The organism is Stetteria hydrogenophila, from assembly GCF_054657575.1.
In genome coordinates, this window is sequence record NZ_BAAHYL010000001.1 from 309,474 (window position 1) to 325,313 (window position 15,840).

The window sequence follows — 15,840 nt, forward strand, 5'->3', positions numbered from 1 at the left end:
GTGGAGGCCTCCTAATGGAGATACCTATCGGCGACGAGGCACACCGGGGGGAGCCTGCGGTCGTCAACATGGCCCTGATAGCGGTTAACGTGGCCGTGTTCTTCCTGGGCGTGACGGCGCCCGCCCTCCTACTGCCCGGGGCCTCGAGCTACGAGGAGGTGGTAAGGAGCCTCGGCATGGTGCCGGCGGACGTGTTGGCCGGCCGGAGGCTCTACACGCTCGTGACAAGCATGTTCCTCCACGGGGGCCTAGCGCATCTCCTCGGCAACATGCTCTACCTCTACATCTTCGGGGACAACGTTGAAGCCCTGATGGGCAGGCTCAGGTACCTAGCCTTCTACCTACTCTCAGGCCTCGGAGCCGCGCTCTTCCACATAGCAAGCATAGCACTAATGCCTGAGAGCGCCCTGATAAACAGTATCCTCACCTCGGGCGTGTCGCCCTGGCTGATCCCGGCCATAGGGGCCTCAGGAGCCATCTCAGGAGTCCTCGGGGCGTACACGCTCCTCTTCCCCACCGCCAACATCAGGATACTCACCTTCTGGGGGTTCTTCCCGATAGTCCTGCGCCTCCCCGCCTTCATCTACATACTGGTGTGGTTCATCTACCAGCTGATAATGGGGCTCGCGGTGAGCCTCACGGGGGTCACCGCTGGGGTAGCGTTCTGGGCCCACGTGGGCGGGTTCCTAACCGGGGTAGCCCTCACGCCCTTGTTCGTGAGCAAGGCCAGGCTAGCCAGGGTGACGCTGCTCTACTACTACACGCCCACTCTAGCAGCTGAGTAGCGCGCCCCGACACGCCTGGGGAGGCCCGGGGAGGGCTAGGTGAAGTAGGCCAGGCAAGCAGCCCCGATGGCAGTCTGGGCTGCGAGGATTAACGCTACCACCCTGGCCTCAGTGGCCTTAACCCCCAGCCTCCTGAGCACCGTTATGGCTAGGTGGGTGAGGCTGTAGGACCTCTCGTAGGGGGGCTTAAGCGAGCCGTCCGGCTGCGGGACCCCGAAGTTCTGCTTGTAGACGCCGTGCAGGAGGCCCCTGAGGAACAGGGCGAGCTCGAGGAAGTAGAGGGCGAAGAGAGAGAGGCCGAACTTCTGGAAGTCGCCGATGACCACGAGGCCCGCGTAGTACGCTCCCACCGCGTAGGTTAGAGCGTTGCCCGGGAACACCGCCGCCGGGTACCAGTTGAAGGCGAGGAAGCCGGCCAGCGCCGCCGCCATGACGAGCGCTGCAGCGGCGACGGCTTCAAGCCCCTTGGAGGCGGCGTAGAGGGAGGTGAAGGCCATGAGGAGGAGGCCCATCCCAGCCTCGAGGCCGTTGTAGCCTGCGAGCATGTTGAAAGCGTTGGCCGCGCCCACGACTCCTACGGGCACGATGACCAGGGGGTAGTAGACCCCGAAGTCCACCACGCCCACGAAAGGCAGGTCCACCCTTGAGACGCCGTGCTTCAGGAGAGCCAGGGGGGCGGAGATGGGGGCCACCAGGGCGATCCTGTAAGCCACGGGGAGCCCCCTCCTCCAGCCGAGCACGTCGTCGACGAACCCCATGAGGCCTGCCAGGGAGAGGGTGAGCGCCAGGCTGGCGAGCTGGCTGAAGTAGACGAGCGAGCCCCTGGTGTAGACGAAGAACGACTCGAAGGCGAGGAGGCCTATCACGGCCGAGAAGACCACCCACACCCCGCCCGCCTCGGCAACCCCCGGCCTGCCCGGCTTGTTCATGTCCCTGCCAACCAGGCCGGCCCGGGTGGCTAGGGACACCCAGGCCCTGAGCATGGCTACAGTTAAGCCCTCAGCCAGGAGGGAGGCGGCGGCCAGGTAGAGGCGCCACTCACCCACCACACTCACCGGCTCAGGCCCTGAAGGGCAGGGGCGGCTGTGGATTAAGGAGTAGGCGCCGCTGGGGCCCGGGCTCTGTGGCCGGCTGCTACGTCTTCTTCAGCTGGAGGGGCGACACTACGACCGCCTTCACCGGCCCCTCCGGCCCCGGTATCCAGAGCAGCTTGCTCTTCGCGATCTCAACCTTCCTTATGGCGTAGATCTTCCTAGCGGCCTCCTCGATCTCCTGGGCCAGGCTGCCCTCCCGGTCGCTGAACACCATTGCCTGGATGAACTCGTCGAGCGTGCTGTTAGCCGCCCTGCGGGTCACCACCTCCTGGGCGCGCTTCCTGATCAGCTTCTTCTGGCTCGTCTTGCACCTGTACCTCGTGAACACCATCGTGGTTACCCTGAGCCCGTAGCCGTCCTTGGTCCACACGTTGAAGATGCCGGTGATCTTACTCGTCTTCCTCCTCGTCAGGCTCCTGATGTAGTCCCTCATGAGCTCGTGGCCCTTGAACCTGGTGTACGCAGTGTCGCCCTCAACCTTGATTATCTGGAAGTACAGCTTTACGTGTATATGGGCGAAGTCGCCGGTTATGTCGTAGAGCGTGGCCTCCATAACCCTCCCTATCAGCTTGTCAGGGTCGTCGGCCGGAGTCAGGCCGAGCGGCGCCTCCCCGAAGACTGGGGGCGCGACTACATTGTACCACTTCTTCTCCTTCCAAGTGTCGCCTACCCTAACCTTCCTCCTAGCCATACCAGCACCCTCCCGGGCTCCGCGGGCTGGCCGCCAAGAGCCTTTTAGAGCTTAACCTCCCTCCTCGAGCGCCGAGAGGGCAGCCTTAAGGTTTAGTATGAGGTCGTCGAGCGTGTTCCTCAGCCTGAGCACCCCCCGGGGCTCGCTACAGTCCACCAGCGCCTCGCAGACGAGTCTCCGCCCCTCGGCCCGGCAGGCGACCTCGACGCCGCTGGGGGCTTGGAGGTTGTCCGGCTCCAGCGCCCTGGCAAGCGCCTCGGCGTGGGGGTCCTCGACCTCCAGCACGGCCCTACAGTGGGGCATGGCGTCAACGCCTCCCTGGGTTACTGTTGCTGGCTGAGCTGGAGCTTAAGCCACAGGCCCTGCATCGAGGCGACCCTCGTCTCCACCAGCCGCCTCGCGCCCCCGGGCCCCAGGGCCCCCTCGACCTGGAAGGGGGAGGCGACGTATTCATCGCTGGGGAGGTGAATGGCTATCACTGCGTCCTCCTCCACCCTCTTGGCCACCCGTAGGGCTCTCCAGGCGAGGCTGGGAGTGTGAGGCTCGTCCACGGCGTATATCCTGAGCCAGCCGGGGCCTTTGAGCCTCCTCGCCTTGGGCGGGCCCTCCGCCAGCTCTTTGGCGTACTCCTCCAGGGCCGCCTCGAGCGGCCTGTACTCCAGCTCCGGGTCGAGGAGCGCGGCGAGGGGGACTGACTGGTCCCCCGCTGCCTCCGCTGCGTGGATCAGCGCGTCCAGCGCCTCCCTGGGATCCCGGGGCGCCACGTCGCTGAACTCCAGGATCCCACCTATGTAGAGGCGCGGGTCGACCTCGCCTACTATGGACTCTACGCGGTTCAGGATGGAGTCGAGCGACTTGGTTATCTCGCCCTTCTCGAGGGCGGACGCCTTCTTATTGTAGAGCCCGGGGTCGCCCAGCGCCTCCCTGCACGCCTCGGGGTCCCCGGTGAGCCCCGGGTAGTAGGGGTTCACCGTCCTGGCTATGGCCTCGCAGAGCGTCCCCTCCGAGGGCTTGTAGACCTTGACGGTTGTGGTCATTACCGGCTTGAGGCCGAGCAGGTCCTCGGCGTGGTCGAGGAGGTGCTTGTCGAGCCCGGCGAAGGCGCCGTGCGGGGCGACGTACCTGCCCCCGTAGAGGCCTGCGAAGGCTAGGGCTGCGACGCTCAACGGGGGCCTGGGTCCCGCCCTAGAGGTCACCAGGAGCATGGAGGCCGACACGCTCCCCTCCGCTTCGAGGAAGAAAGCGTCCGGCGGGGGGGTGCCCTGGAGGGATCCCGAGGCCACGGCTAGCACCGTGGCCTCCACGTCCGAGGCCTTGAGCTGGAGGGTGTTGAAGCCTAGGAGCACCGTGGGGACGGCCACCCGCGCCGGGGGCTTCAGGGAGGCCTTGAGGGAGGGCCTGGCCCCGGAGTAGTAGGCGTGGGAGGCTGTGTATGCAGCTGCGACCATTGAGTCGGGGTCCGGGTAGAAGTAGATCCTGAGCACGCCCCCCTTCAGCGCGTTGTCGAGCACCCTAACATACGCCTTAGCCGCTGCATCAAGGACCCTGTCGACGTCCCCAGGAGTGAGGGTGAGCTTCAGCAAGGCGCCTGGAGCACCTCGCCGGAGATGCTGGGCTGGGAAACGCTTTAAGAGGCTAGCGGGCCCCGGGCCCCCAGGCGGGCGGCTGAGGGGAAGGTGTAGGACTATGAACAAGCGCAGAGAGAAGGGTCAATCCCACTCCACGAGGCCAGCCAGGCTTACCCCGCCTACCTGGCTAACCTTCAAGCCCGAGGACATAGAGCTGCTCATAACTGAGCTGGCGAAGAAGGGCTACGGGCCCAGCATGATCGGGATAATCCTCAGGGACCAGTTCGGGATCCCCCTAGTCAAGCCTATACTGGGGAAGAAGATAACCCAGGTGCTGGAGGAGAAGGGCCTAGCGCCCCCGCTGCCCGAGGACTTGATGGCACTCATAAGGAAGGCCGTCAACCTCAGGAGGCACCTGGAGGAGCACCCGAAAGACCTCCACGCCAAGAAGGGGCTAATGGACCTGGAGAGCAAGATACACAGGCTAGTCAAGTACTACAAGAGGGTCGGGAAGCTGCCGCCCGACTGGAAGTACGACCCAGAGCAGGCAAAGCTACTCATCGCCAAGGCCGGGTAACCCATCCAGGGCTACTAGTGGCGGGCAACGTAGGAAGGAGGGAGCGCCACAGCCAGCCCTCCCCCTTAGACGGGTCCACCACCGCTTTCCCCTGGGAAGAACCCCGGGATGCTCCCGCATCCTTGCAGGGTTGGCTTTGAGTCCCCAGTAGGGCGGCCCCTCCCCTCGCCCTCTTTCCCCAAAACGCAAACGCCTCCCCCTGGGGCCTGAGTCCCGGCTCCTCAGCTTCCGGCGGCACCCCTAGAGTCGTTAAGGGGGATTGGTGGGTGCACGCGCGGGATCCCGGGGTTAGGGGTTAGGCTAGTGGGCCAACTCCTGCCTGGATCCCTCTGCCCCCGGAGGAGAGGAGGTGGCCCGCGATGCTTGACTCCTTCAAGCCCGGGTTAACCCCTCCCCTCGTCCATGCTGTTCATTAAAAACAAGGGGGACTCGGTCGTGCATTTTAACCCGCGGTTCACTAGGTTTATTCTTTTTGGTGTCGAGCGCTTGGCGGGAGAGTTGGATGGGATCCCGGAGGATGTCCTTGAGGAGCTGAAGGAGGCTATGGAGGAGATTGAGAGGGAGGTTGGTGGCGGGAGGAGGCCTAGGCGTAGGTACCCCTCTGCGAGGGATATAGCTGAGGCTGTGAGGGAGGTGGCCCTGGCCGCCCGGGGCTCTGACCCCCAGGAGTTCCCGGACCTCGTGAGGGAGCACTTGGAGGAGAAGGGCTTCTACGTGGGGCTCGTGACTGATAAGAGGATCTGGAGGGTATACGAGACGCTCGTCCGCAGGGGCGTTATCCCGGATACGCTGGGAGTCGTGGAGTGGTGACGGCGGCTCTTGGCCGCGTGCGAGGTTTGCGGCGAGCGCCCCGCCGTCGCCTCCTGTAGCGTGTGCGGGCGGAGGGTGTGCGAGAGGCACCTGCGCCGGGATCCTCGGAGCGGCAGGCCTATCTGCGCGGTGTGCGAGCAGGCCCTCTGCATGATCTGCGGGGAGAGGCTCAGCGTGGGCTACTGCGTCTCCTGCGGTAGGCTCGTCTGCGTGGAGTGCTCTGTTCAAATCGACAACGTGAGGAGGGTGTGCGTGGAGTGCTACAGGAGGGGTGTGAGGCCCAGGCCCTCGCCGGCTCGGCTGAGGGGGGCGGCGCGGCTCGCGCTCAGGGTCGTACGGCCTGTTGCCTGGTGAGGAGTCCATAATAGCCTCGACCCGGCCGGTGCCTCCATCCACCTGGGGTGGGTTCGGGTGAGCGCGGAGGCGCTCGTTAAGAGGCTAGAGAGGCTCATGGAGTCGTTCCCCAAGAGCGGCCTGAAGGCGACCAGGGTCACGGGCCTCGTCCTGAGGCTGGCCGGGTTAGCTTCGAGGCTCGAGGCGATAGCCTCCAGGGCGGAGTGCCTGGCCACGGTTAAGGGCCTGCAGGCCAAGTCGGGCGCCGGGATCCTCTACAACACCGGCTGCGCGGGGATCTACGCCCTAGCCGGTGAGGGCTCTGTTAGGGTGTGGAAGATCGGGAGCCACGCGTTCTCCGCCTCCATCGAGGACGGCGCCGTCTCCGTGGACGATGAAAACGTGGGGATAACGGTCACGCCCGGCAGGCTCGTGCTAAGGCTCCGCGCGGGCGACACGAGGAAGCCCGAGGAGGTGGAGCTGACGGACGTGGAAACAATCTACACACGGTACTACCTCATCTCCTACGCTCTGAAGAGGCTGGAGGCCCATCTAAGAGCGGTAGAGACGGACCTAGCCAAGTGCTCGAGGGAGGCCGGGGCGAGGTGCTAGGTTAAAGGATTCCTTTAATTAGACCTTTGAACGTAAGACCCCGGTAATGGTATGCGCCGGCGAAACAGACCAATAATCTTTATTACCTTTGCTCGACGTACATAGAAGCACGGCTAGAACCCATGGGAGAGGGGTGAGAGGGTATGTCCAAGCAGCTACCCCCGGTAAAGGTAAAGGACCCCTACACGGGTAAGGAGGTCGAGCTAGTCCCCATCAAGGTGTGGGTGCTAGCGCCCAGGACCAGGAAAGGCGTGAAGATCGGCCTCTTCAAGAGCGAGTCCGGCAAGTACTTCAGGGCCAAGGTGCCCGACGACTACCCAGCGCCCTAGACGAGTAGAAAGGGAGACCGTTAAGGGCCTCAAGTCTCCCCTAATTCTTTTCCTTACCCTTTTAATTCTCCTTCCCGTGCAGCCGGTTCCCCTGCCTGCAAAGGCTAAACACGCCCCGAGGGGAGGCTGAAACGCGGGATCCCCCCGGTCCTCCTAAGCGGCGCACGTGCTGGAAGGCTTATTAGCAGCCCCCGGGATCCCTTGTCCGGGCAGGTTACTGGTTGGATTATTGGTAGTAATGATGAGGTTTGCACGTCCCGGAGCCCCCCGGGTGTCCGGGGTGCTGTGACGAGCCTCCACCGGGTCTGAGCGGGGGCTCCTACTCCTCCCGTGGCTCGCAGAGTCCTGCCCGCGTGGAGGGGAGGGTTGGGCTCGGTGAGGTCCCCAGAATGTCTTCACTCCTTCAGCGCAGCTTCCGGCGCTTTCCTCACAGCCCGGTTAGGGGTGCAGTCGCCGGGAGGGGCTTAATAGTGAGCTGCTGTGGGGGGCTTACTTCTTCCTTAGGATGAGGATTCTCTCCTCCCCCACGACTTCCCCCTCGCTGCCTGGGAGGATTGCGCAGTCCACGTAGCCCTGGCTTAGGAGTATGCGGGCGCTCTGGATCCTGGGGACGGGGTAGGGTATGGTGTTGGCTGGCCTGAGGCTCGTGTAGACTGCCGGGATCGCAGTCCTTTGGCAGTCGCCGCTTGAGGACTTGGCTATGGAGACTCTTCTCTCGCCGAGCTCGCCCTCGACCGTCCAGCCCTCGGGCGTGCTTGGGAGGGTGATGGTTGAGGCCACTACGAGCGCTCCCCTAGGGAGGAGGCTCATGACCTGGCTCGGCTTCGCAGTGGGCGCGTAGACCGCCCCGTCGAGGCCGTGCTCTTCAACCACGCCCGCGACGTCGATATCGTCGGCTAGGACTAGCAGCCTCCGGCGGTGGGATCCCCGGGTCTCCACCTCCACGGCCTCCCCGGGCTCGTAGGGCGAGTGGAGGCTGGCGGGGACGACGACGTCTCCATCGCTCCACGCCTGCGAGGCTATCATGTAGCTATCCCTCGCCACCGGCACCGCCGCCGGCTCCGCCTCGCCGACGAGAGCAACGGGGACCGTGGTGTCCCTGCCCCGCTCTCCCGCCAGCATCGAGGTGAGCACCGCCCTCACCCTGCCCCTCCTCGTGAAGGGCCAGGTGGGGAGCCTCAGCGTGTCCAGCAGGTCAACCACGACCTTGAGGAAGACGTTGAACGCGCTCCTCGGGTTCCCGGGGAGCCCTATGAAGGGGGTTGAGTCGACTACCGAGATCACGGTGGGCTTCCCGGGCTTGATCCTGAGCCCGTGGGCGACGAGGGACCCCATCCGCGAGGCCACCCTGTAGACGACGTCGTCGATTCCCGCGCTCGTCCCCCCGCTGGTGAGCACCAGGTCGGCCCCGCGCTCGAGGGCCCTGGCGACCCGGTCCTCCACGTCTTCAACCCTGTCCCCGGCTATGCCGAGGTCTAGCACCCTCCACCCCATCGCCTTCAGGGCGGAGGCGAGGTAGTACCTGTTCGCGTCGAACACCCCGGCCTCCCCGGGGTCGCTGCCCGGCTCCACGAGCTCGTCGCCAACGCTGAACACGGCGGCGAGGGGTCTCCGGCTGGCCTCGACCCTCCTGATGCCGAGAGCTGCTAGGGCGGGGGTGAGCTCCGGGGTCCACGGCGTGCCGGCCGGGGCGATTAGGTCCCCCTCGGCGACGTCGCTGGCGGGGGCGGCTATGTTGCTCCCTGGCGTTGCAGCCCTCAGGATCCACGCCCTGCCGCCCTCGATGTTGACGTGCTCTATCGGGACGACCGCGTCCGCGCCCAGCGGCACCCAGGACCCCGTGTCGACTTCAATGCAAGACCCGGGCTCGAGGGTGAGCCCCGGCTTCTCCCCTATCTTGACCCTGCCCCTGTACTCCAGGGCGACGGGCCTGTCCTCGAAGGCTCCGGCGACGTCTACGCTCCTAACGGCGCAGCCGTCCACGATGCTGCGGGGGTACCATGGCAGGCTCCTCGGGGCCCTCACCGGCCGGGCCAGGAGCCTCCCGTGGAGGTCCTCGACGCCGACGGTCTCGGCCTCCGAGAGGAGGCGCCTCCGGGCTCTGGAGCCTATGAGCGCCGCCGCCCTCTCCACCGCCTCCCTGGGCTCGGCGAGCTTCTTGAAGACCTTCCTGCCACCGCTAGCCAATGCGTGCCACCCCGTTGCACTCGGGGATCCCCTGGCCGGTGAGCCTGATATTAACCAGCTCCCCCTCCTCGTATCCGGTGACGTCGGCGGGTACTATGAAGAAGGAGTTGGCCTTGATGAGCGTCGACAGGATCCCGCTGCCAGTGACCCTCAGGGGCTCCACCGCGAGCCCCTCGCCCCCCCTGCAGGCCAGGCTCCTCACCACGTTCACGAAGCCGGGGCGGGAGGTGTACCTGCGCCTCAGCCTGGCGCTCACCACGGGCTCCCAGGGATCCCTCCTCCCGAGCCTGGCCCTGTAGAACTCGTCGAACACCGCGACTAGCTCGCTGAACGCTGCGACAGGCATTCCGCTTAGCATGACGACGGGCCTCCCCTGCACCAGCGCGACGCCGCCCGGCCTCCCCGGGGTCAAGGCGAGGCCGTGCACCATGTCCTCGGCAAGGTCCCTGACCGCCTTGACGGTCAGGTCCCTCCTCCCGGCGCTGGTCCCGCCCGTGGTGAAGACGAAGTCCACCCGCTCCACCCACCGCTCCACCTCGCTCCTGATGACATCGTAGTCGTCGGGGAGCACCCTCACCCCCTCGACCCTCACGCCCCTGCTCTCCAGCCACGCAGCCACGAGGATCCCGGTGCTGTTGTAGACCTGGCCGGGCCTCAGGGGCTTCCCGAGCTCGACCACCTCGTCGCCAGTGTTGAGGACCACCGCCGTGGGCCGCCTGTAGACCTTGATCCTGCCGACGCCAATCGAGGCCAGCACGCCTATATGATACTCGGTGACCACGTCCCCCCTCCTAACCACGACCTCGCTCGCCCTGAGGTCCTCGCCCCTCGCGGAGACGCCGTAGCCCGCGGCGAACCCCCTGTAGACCTCGACGAAGCCGCCGTCCTCCCTAGCGTACTCGGCGGGGACCACCACGTCGGCGCCCCTGGGGAGCGGGCTCCCCGTCGCGACCTCGGCCGCCTCCCCCGGCCCGATGGAGCCCGGGTCCTCTGCGTCGATGGGGATCCTGGCGGTGACTCTTAGCCTCACCGGGCTCTCCTCGGAGGCCGCCGCCACGTCAACCCACCTGGCGGCGTAGCCGTCGAGGACGCTCCTGTCCACGGGGGGCACGTCCCCTGGGGACCTCACCTCCTCCGCGGCGACCCTCCCGAGGCTAGCCGTGAGCGGGACCTCCTCCGTGGACGGCTTGAAGCTCGACCTGAGGAGGAGCCCCACGGCCTCCTCGACCGGGTGGAGCTCCCTAATCACCTCCCGGGCCACGCTGCAGCACCTCCCTAAGCTCCGACTCGACCTCGCTAATCATCCCTCTAAGCCTGGACTCCGCGCTGCTCGCGGGCTGCGCGTTTAAGTCGAGCCTCAGGGGGGTGACTGAGATGCAGCCCTCGCTGAGCACGGTGTACACGTCGGTCCCGGGGGCGCCGTGGACCGGGATGGGCTGGAGCCAGTAGTAGGGCCTGCCCCTCGTGTCGAGCCTGGACTCGAACGCGGGCTTCCACCTCCTCCTAGCGGCCCTAGTGTACTTGACGCACCCCCTGATGTCGCGGGGTGAGGGGAAGTTGACGCTTAAGACATCCACCCCCTCCGGCATGCCCTCCTCCAGCACGTGCCTCGCGAGGCCCCCCGCGACCACCCTCACTGCGGTGGAGAGCCTCTTATCGTTGAACTCACTGAAGAGGCCGACGTCGGCGGAGAATGCTATAGCCGGGATCCCCATGAGGGCGGCCTCCAACGCCACGGCGATCGTACCGCTGTAGAAGATGTGCTGCAGGCTAAGGTTCTCCCCCACGTTGACTCCTGAGACGACTAGGTCCGGCTCGAAGCCGTGGACCCCCAGGGCGAGGTGGAAGGCGTCGATGGGCGACCCGTCCGTGACGTAGACCCGGTAGCCCATGAACTCCGTCTCAGCCAGCCTCAGGGGCATGTTGAAGGAGACGCTCCGCCCCACAGCGCTCCTGGGCCACTCCGTCGAGTATATCCTAGCCTCGCCGAGGCCCTTGACGGACTCGTAGAGCAGGTAGAGCCCCCTCGAGAGGTAGCTGTCGTCGTTGGTGACTAGAATCCTGGCCCGAGCGGCCAAGGCGCCCCCTCCAACCTGTAATTGCCTATTTGGCAGTAAAGTAGGGGTGGGTGGCCCGGGCCGGCCCGCTTGGGCGTCGCTTGGATTTAAATCGATGCGGGCCCCGGCCGCGTCGGGGGGCCGGCGTTTTGGCTGGCTTCAGGGTAGGCATAGTGCAGGCGGCGCCTAGGGGCTCCAAGGCCGAGACCCTCAAGGCGGTGGACCGCCTCCTGGGCAGGGCCGTGGAGCCGTCGCTCATCGTGACTCCGGAGTACCTCATGATCGACCCCACCGGGCTGCCGAGGGAGAGGATTGAGGGGGAGGCGGAGGAGCTGGAGGGGGAGTGGCTCGGGTTCTTCAGGGATAAGGCGAGGGAGATGGGGGCCTGCTTCGCCGCGACGCTGCTAGAGAAGGCGGGGGACGGGAGGGTCTACAACACTCTAGCCTTCATCGACAGGAACGGCGCCCTCGTCTCCGTGTACAGGAAGACCCACCTCTTCGACGCCTATGGGTACAGGGAGTCCTCCTTCACGAAGCCCGGCGAAAGCCTCTTCGAGCCCGTCAGCCTCTGCGGCTTGAGGGTCGGGGCGGCTATATGCTTCGAGCTCAGGTTCCCGGAGATCTTCAGGGCCCAGGCCCTGAGGGGGGCCGAGCTGGTGGTGACCCCGGCCGCATGGTACCGGGGCCCGCTGAAGGAGGAGGCGCTCCGCTTCCTAGCCCAGGCCAGGGCGCACGAGAACACGGTCTTCCTCGTAGTGGCCTCAAACCCAGGCGCGAACTTCGTCGGGAGGAGCATGATAGTCGACCCCATGGGCGTGGTCAGGGCCGACGCGGGCCCCGGGGAGAGGTACGTGGAGCACGAGATAGACCCCGGGGAGGTTGAGGAGGCGAGGAGGATCCTGCCGGTGCTCAGGCTCAGGAGGCCGAGCCTCTACCCCAGCATGTAGCCCCCTTACGCCCCCCGGGAGGGCTGGGCTACCTTCCAGAGGCTTTTTCAGAGGCCTTCAACGCCTTCACTACGGCGTCGGCCAGCTCCTTGGGGTCGCTGAACTCCACGACGGCCCTGAGCATGGGGTAGCCCGGCAGGCTCTCGTCGACCTCGTACTTCACGTCCCTGCCTAGGGCGGTGATGAAGCCCGCGGCGGCCTTGAACGCCTCCGCCGCGCTCTCCGGGTCGTCGCCGCTCACGGGCAGGGGCACGGTGACTGAGACTGCGTAGCCCCTCCCGCCCCCGGCTTCCCTGACCTCGGCGTAGACGCCCTCAGCTAGCCTGATTCTCGTGGCCTCACCCTCGGCCTCGAAGGGGACCTGCAGCTCCTTCAGCTTTGACTGGAGCCTGTGGGCCCATGGAGACTTCGCCGCGTGGCCCGGGATCCCCTCCTCAGCGAACTCCACGGCTACTCCTCCCCCTCGCCGTAGTAGATGACTACGTTGAGCTGGGCTAGCGCGGTCTTCCTCCTCTCGCCCCTCGGGTCGGGGATGACGCGGCCCCTGACGAGCTTCCTCCTCCTCTCACCCTTCCTCCTCGGGTGGAAGCCCGGGGGGCCGGAGAGGAGGACCCTCTTCTTCCCGGCGCCCGGGACTCCCGGGTGCATCGGCGTGCCGGTGGCGTCGCTGCCGCCCCTGATCTTCAGCCTCACTCCCTCCAGGCCGATGAGGGATCCGTCGAAGACGTCGCCTATGGCGAGGCCTGCCAGCTTCACGTGGACATCGTCGGGGACGGCTATCTGCCACGCCTTCGCCCTGAAGGCTTCAGCCTCGGCCTCCAGGTTCCCGGCGACCTCGCCGAGCAGCTCCATGGGGACCTTGACCTCGTAGTCCTGGAGGCCATCGTCTACGATGACTTTGAATGGTACGTTCACCTTCTTGCCGTCCTCCCCCTTGAACCGCAGCGTTAGAACCCCGACCTCGTCAAGCCTCAACTCCTCGGCCAGCTTCCTGCTGACCTTGGCGGGCGGGAGCTTCGTCCTCTCCTTATCCTTCCCCTTCCTCATCTCCTCCGTGTACTCCAACCCCTCGTCAGCCGTAACCTTAACCTTAACCACCTTATCGCCAGCCCTGGGGTCGGATATGACCACTCTAAGGGGAGGTCTCTCCTCACTACTCAACCCATCACACCCCCGGTCCCCTGCGGGGACCAGTTCCTCTTGAGCCGCGGAGGCGGGGCCGGCTTGTGGAGTCTATAAACTCTATCGAGCCGCATATACATTGCCGGGTGTGGAGTGATGGCTGCCAGCCAGCGTGGGGAGACGGTGAGGAAGCTCAGGCAGCCGATAGTGGTGGTGCTGGGCCACGTCGACCACGGGAAGACTACGCTGCTCGACAAGATTAGGAGGACTGCTGTCGCCGCGAAGGAGGCGGGGGGGATAACGCAGCACATTGGAGCGAGCCTCGTGCCGGCGGATGTGATCGAGAAGATAGCGGAGCCCCTGAAGAAGGTTATCCCGGTGAAACTCATCATACCCGGCCTCCTGTTCATAGACACGCCTGGCCACGAGTTGTTCAGCAACCTCCGCAGGCGCGGCGGCAGCGTGGCGGACTTCGCCATCCTGGTAGTCGACGTGATGGAGGGGTTCAAGCCCCAGACCTACGAGGCGCTCGAGATCCTGCTCCAGAGGAGGGTCCCATTCGTCGTGGCCGCGAACAAGATCGACAAGATCCCCGGGTGGAAGCCTAACCCCGGCGAGCCCTTCATATTCACGATCAGGAAGCAGGATCCCAGGGTTCAGGCGGAGCTGGAGAGGAGGGTCTACGAGATAGTCGGGAAGCTCTACGAGAAAGGGATCCCCGCCGAGCTGTTCACTAGGATAAAGGACTTCAGGAAGGCGATAGCCGTCGTCCCCGTCTCAGCCAAGACGGGGGAGGGGATCCCGGAGCTACTCGCAGTCCTTGCCGGCCTCACCCAGCAGTACCTCCGCGGCAGGCTCAGGTACGCCGAGGGGCCGGCGAAGGGCGTGGTGCTGGAGGTCAAGGAGCAGCCCGGCCTCGGGACTACGGTCGACGCCATAATCTATGATGGAGTGCTCAGGGTTGGTGATAGGATAGTTGTGGGTGGGAAGAGCGGCCCCATAGTGACGACCGTCAGGGCCTTGCTAATGCCTAAGCCTCTCCACGAGATCAGGAGCAGGGAGGCCAGGTTCGCCCACGTTGAGGAGGTCCACGCGGCCGCGGGCGTGAGGATAGTGGCCCCGAACCTGGACGAGGTAATCGCCGGGTCCCCGCTCTTCGTCGCAGCCAGCGATGAGGACGTCGAGAAGCTGGTCGCCGCCGTGAGGCGGGAGCTAGAGGAGCTCAGGATAAGGACGGATAACGTGGGGGTCATCGTTAAGGCGGACACGCTCGGCACGCTGGAGGCCCTAGTCGAGGCCCTCAGGAGGAGGGGGATCCCGGTGAGAGTGGCTGACATAGGCCCGGTCACCAGGAACGACGTGATCGAGGCCGAGGCAGTTAGGGCGAGCGACAAGTACTTGGGGGTTGTGCTCGCGTTCAACGTTAAAGTGCTGCCGGAGGCTAGGGAGGAGGCGGCGGCATCCGGCGTCCCCATCTTCGAGGAGAAGGTTATCTACAGGCTCATCGAGGAGTACGATGAGTGGGTGAGGAAGGAGAAGGAGGCCGAGAAGAGGAGGCGGCTCGACGAGCTGGTGAGGCCGGGTAAGTTCAGGATCCTGCCGGGCTACGTGTTCAGGAGGAGCGATCCCGCGATAGTAGGCATCGAGGTCTTGGGCGGCGTGGTGAAGCCAGGATACCCCGTGATGAGCGCTGACGGCAGGCCGCTCGGGAGGATAATGGCGATCAAGGACAGGGACAGGAGCCTGCCGGAGGCGAGGCCGGGGATGGCGGTAGCCGTCTCAATCCAGGGCAGGGTGCTCATCGGCAGGCACGTCGACGAGGGGGACGTGGTCTACACGGACGTGCCTGCCTCCCACGCGGTAGAGCTGCTCACCGAGCTAAGGCCCTACATTAGCGACGACGAGATAAGCGTGTTGAAGGAGATAGCTGAGATCAAGAAGAAGATCGGGGACAAGAGCTACACGACGGTGCTCATCAAGCTCAAGAAGCTCTCGAAGGGGGGCTAGTAGTCCCCCACCAGCTCCTCCTCCCTGAAGACGACCCTGGACTCGTGCTCGAAGCTCTCCTTGGAGTCGCTGGCGTGCACCACGTTCTCCCCCACCGAGAGGGCGTAGTCCCCCCTGATGGTGCCGGGCGCCGCCTTCCTCCCATCAGTAGCGCCGATCATCAGCCTCACAACCGAAATAGCCGAGTCGCCCTCGAGGATCATGGCCACCACTGGGCCGCTGGTGATGAACTCCACAAGCTCCTCGAAGAACGGCTTGCCCTTGTGCACCTTGTAGAACTCCTCGGCCTGCTCCCTGGTCATCCAGAGCATCTTCAAAGCCTTAATCTTGAACCCCTTCCTCTCGAACCTCGAGATTATCTCGCCCACAAGCCCCCTCCTGACGCCGTCCGGCTTGATGAGTACGAGAGTCCTCTCTACCGCCATCTCCTTTCAACCCCCGACTCGGGTCGCTCGGCTGCCCTAGCTTGGTTAGATCACTCCAGCGCGCTTCTTCCTAACCCACGTGACCTTCGCCGGGTTCCTGCGGAGCTTCACGAAGTTCTTGAAGCACTTGCTGGAGCAGAACCAGTAGATGTGGCCGCGCTTGGTTACGTACATCAGCCCCGTGCCTGGCTCTATTAAGCTGCCGCAGTACGCGCAGGTCCTAGCCTTTGGCATCCCGCTACTCCCCGGGGTCAGCGCCCGTGCGGCGGGCGCCTCTTTAAATGCAACTTAAACCC

At 65.2% G+C, this 15,840-nt stretch carries 19 protein-coding genes; 8 read left to right on the forward strand and 11 right to left on the reverse strand.

Annotation, left to right across the window (positions count from 1 at the left end):
* Positions 1-14: 14 nt before the first annotated feature.
* On the forward strand, positions 15-785 hold the full coding sequence (locus tag ACYQ3J_RS01645; RefSeq protein WP_460123584.1) for a rhomboid family intramembrane serine protease: 771 nt from the start codon (positions 15-17) through the stop codon (positions 783-785).
* A gap of 35 nt (positions 786-820) precedes the next feature.
* Here ACYQ3J_RS01645 and ACYQ3J_RS01650 read toward each other — a convergent pair whose 3' ends face one another.
* The 4 genes from ACYQ3J_RS01650 to ACYQ3J_RS01665 form a co-directional block, all read right to left on the reverse strand.
* Positions 821-1,831 (reverse strand): MraY family glycosyltransferase, encoded by a 1,011-nt coding sequence (locus ACYQ3J_RS01650; RefSeq protein ID WP_460123587.1) that lies wholly within the window; start codon positions 1,829-1,831, stop codon positions 821-823.
* An 88-nt stretch (positions 1,832-1,919) separates the two neighbouring features.
* On the reverse strand, positions 1,920-2,570 hold the full coding sequence (locus ACYQ3J_RS01655) for a 30S ribosomal protein S3ae (protein WP_460123590.1): 651 nt from the start codon (positions 2,568-2,570) through the stop codon (positions 1,920-1,922).
* 51 nt (positions 2,571-2,621) lie between these two features.
* The gene (locus ACYQ3J_RS01660) at positions 2,622-2,873 is read right to left on the reverse strand and encodes a KEOPS complex subunit Pcc1 (RefSeq protein ID WP_460123592.1); all 252 of its coding nucleotides are present in this window, start codon (positions 2,871-2,873) and stop codon (positions 2,622-2,624) included.
* A 20-nt stretch (positions 2,874-2,893) separates the two neighbouring features.
* On the reverse strand, positions 2,894-4,153 hold the full coding sequence (locus tag ACYQ3J_RS01665; protein ID WP_460123595.1) for a hypothetical protein: 1,260 nt from the start codon (positions 4,151-4,153) through the stop codon (positions 2,894-2,896).
* 103 nt (positions 4,154-4,256) lie between these two features.
* Between ACYQ3J_RS01665 and ACYQ3J_RS01670 the strand changes: the two genes are divergently transcribed.
* The 5 genes from ACYQ3J_RS01670 (at position 4,257) to ACYQ3J_RS01690 (ending at position 6,799) form a co-directional block, all read left to right on the forward strand.
* Positions 4,257-4,715, forward strand: coding sequence for a 30S ribosomal protein S15 (locus ACYQ3J_RS01670; protein WP_460123598.1), 459 nt, complete (start codon positions 4,257-4,259; stop codon positions 4,713-4,715).
* A 486-nt stretch (positions 4,716-5,201) separates the two neighbouring features.
* Positions 5,202-5,525 (forward strand): hypothetical protein, encoded by a 324-nt coding sequence (locus tag ACYQ3J_RS01675; RefSeq protein WP_460123601.1) that lies wholly within the window; start codon positions 5,202-5,204, stop codon positions 5,523-5,525.
* 9 nt (positions 5,526-5,534) lie between these two features.
* A complete protein-coding gene (locus ACYQ3J_RS01680) occupies positions 5,535-5,879 on the forward strand; it encodes a hypothetical protein (RefSeq protein ID WP_460123604.1) in 345 nt (114 codons plus the stop codon).
* Positions 5,880-5,936: 57 nt separating this feature from the next.
* Positions 5,937-6,470 (forward strand): hypothetical protein, encoded by a 534-nt coding sequence (locus tag ACYQ3J_RS01685; RefSeq protein WP_460123607.1) that lies wholly within the window; start codon positions 5,937-5,939, stop codon positions 6,468-6,470.
* 143 nt (positions 6,471-6,613) lie between these two features.
* Positions 6,614-6,799 (forward strand): chromatin protein Cren7, encoded by a 186-nt coding sequence (locus tag ACYQ3J_RS01690; protein ID WP_460123610.1) that lies wholly within the window; start codon positions 6,614-6,616, stop codon positions 6,797-6,799.
* Positions 6,800-7,288: 489 nt separating this feature from the next.
* Here ACYQ3J_RS01690 and ACYQ3J_RS01695 read toward each other — a convergent pair whose 3' ends face one another.
* Genes ACYQ3J_RS01695 through surE form a run of 3 tightly spaced genes read right to left on the reverse strand, consistent with a single transcriptional unit; the run spans position 7,289 to position 11,064 of the window.
* The gene (locus ACYQ3J_RS01695; RefSeq protein ID WP_460123613.1) at positions 7,289-8,986 is read right to left on the reverse strand and encodes a molybdopterin molybdotransferase MoeA; all 1,698 of its coding nucleotides are present in this window, start codon (positions 8,984-8,986) and stop codon (positions 7,289-7,291) included.
* Entirely contained in the window at positions 8,979-10,247 is a 1,269-nt protein-coding gene (locus ACYQ3J_RS01700; RefSeq protein WP_460123616.1) for a molybdopterin molybdotransferase MoeA, read from the reverse strand. The genes ACYQ3J_RS01695 and ACYQ3J_RS01700 overlap by 8 nt, the downstream gene beginning before the upstream one ends.
* Positions 10,228-11,064 (reverse strand): 5'/3'-nucleotidase SurE, encoded by an 837-nt coding sequence (gene surE / locus ACYQ3J_RS01705; RefSeq protein ID WP_460123619.1) that lies wholly within the window; start codon positions 11,062-11,064, stop codon positions 10,228-10,230. The genes ACYQ3J_RS01700 and surE overlap by 20 nt, the downstream gene beginning before the upstream one ends.
* Positions 11,065-11,192: 128 nt before the next feature.
* Here surE and ACYQ3J_RS01710 point away from each other — a divergent pair, with 128 nt between their 5' ends.
* On the forward strand, positions 11,193-11,990 hold the full coding sequence (locus ACYQ3J_RS01710) for a carbon-nitrogen hydrolase family protein (RefSeq protein WP_460123622.1): 798 nt from the start codon (positions 11,193-11,195) through the stop codon (positions 11,988-11,990).
* Positions 11,991-12,018: 28 nt separating this feature from the next.
* Here ACYQ3J_RS01710 and ACYQ3J_RS01715 read toward each other — a convergent pair whose 3' ends face one another.
* Complete coding sequence (locus ACYQ3J_RS01715) at positions 12,019-12,438, reverse strand: hypothetical protein (protein WP_460123625.1); 420 nt, start codon at positions 12,436-12,438, stop codon at positions 12,019-12,021.
* 2 nt (positions 12,439-12,440) lie between these two features.
* Positions 12,441-13,151: a S6e family ribosomal protein gene (locus tag ACYQ3J_RS01720; RefSeq protein WP_460123628.1), complete on the reverse strand. Its 711-nt coding sequence runs from the start codon at positions 13,149-13,151 to the stop codon at positions 12,441-12,443.
* A 117-nt stretch (positions 13,152-13,268) separates the two neighbouring features.
* Here ACYQ3J_RS01720 and infB point away from each other — a divergent pair, with 117 nt between their 5' ends.
* Positions 13,269-15,119 (forward strand): translation initiation factor IF-2, encoded by a 1,851-nt coding sequence (infB, locus tag ACYQ3J_RS01725; RefSeq protein ID WP_460123631.1) that lies wholly within the window; start codon positions 13,269-13,271, stop codon positions 15,117-15,119.
* Here infB and ndk read toward each other — a convergent pair.
* Both ndk and ACYQ3J_RS01735 read right to left on the reverse strand, forming a co-directional pair.
* Complete coding sequence (gene ndk / locus ACYQ3J_RS01730; protein ID WP_460123634.1) at positions 15,116-15,544, reverse strand: nucleoside-diphosphate kinase; 429 nt, start codon at positions 15,542-15,544, stop codon at positions 15,116-15,118. The genes infB and ndk overlap by 4 nt on opposite strands.
* Before the next feature lie 45 nt (positions 15,545-15,589).
* Positions 15,590-15,778, reverse strand: a complete 189-nt coding sequence (locus ACYQ3J_RS01735; RefSeq protein WP_460123636.1) for a 50S ribosomal protein L24e — start codon at positions 15,776-15,778, stop codon at positions 15,590-15,592.
* Between the last annotated feature and the right edge of the window lie 62 nt (positions 15,779-15,840).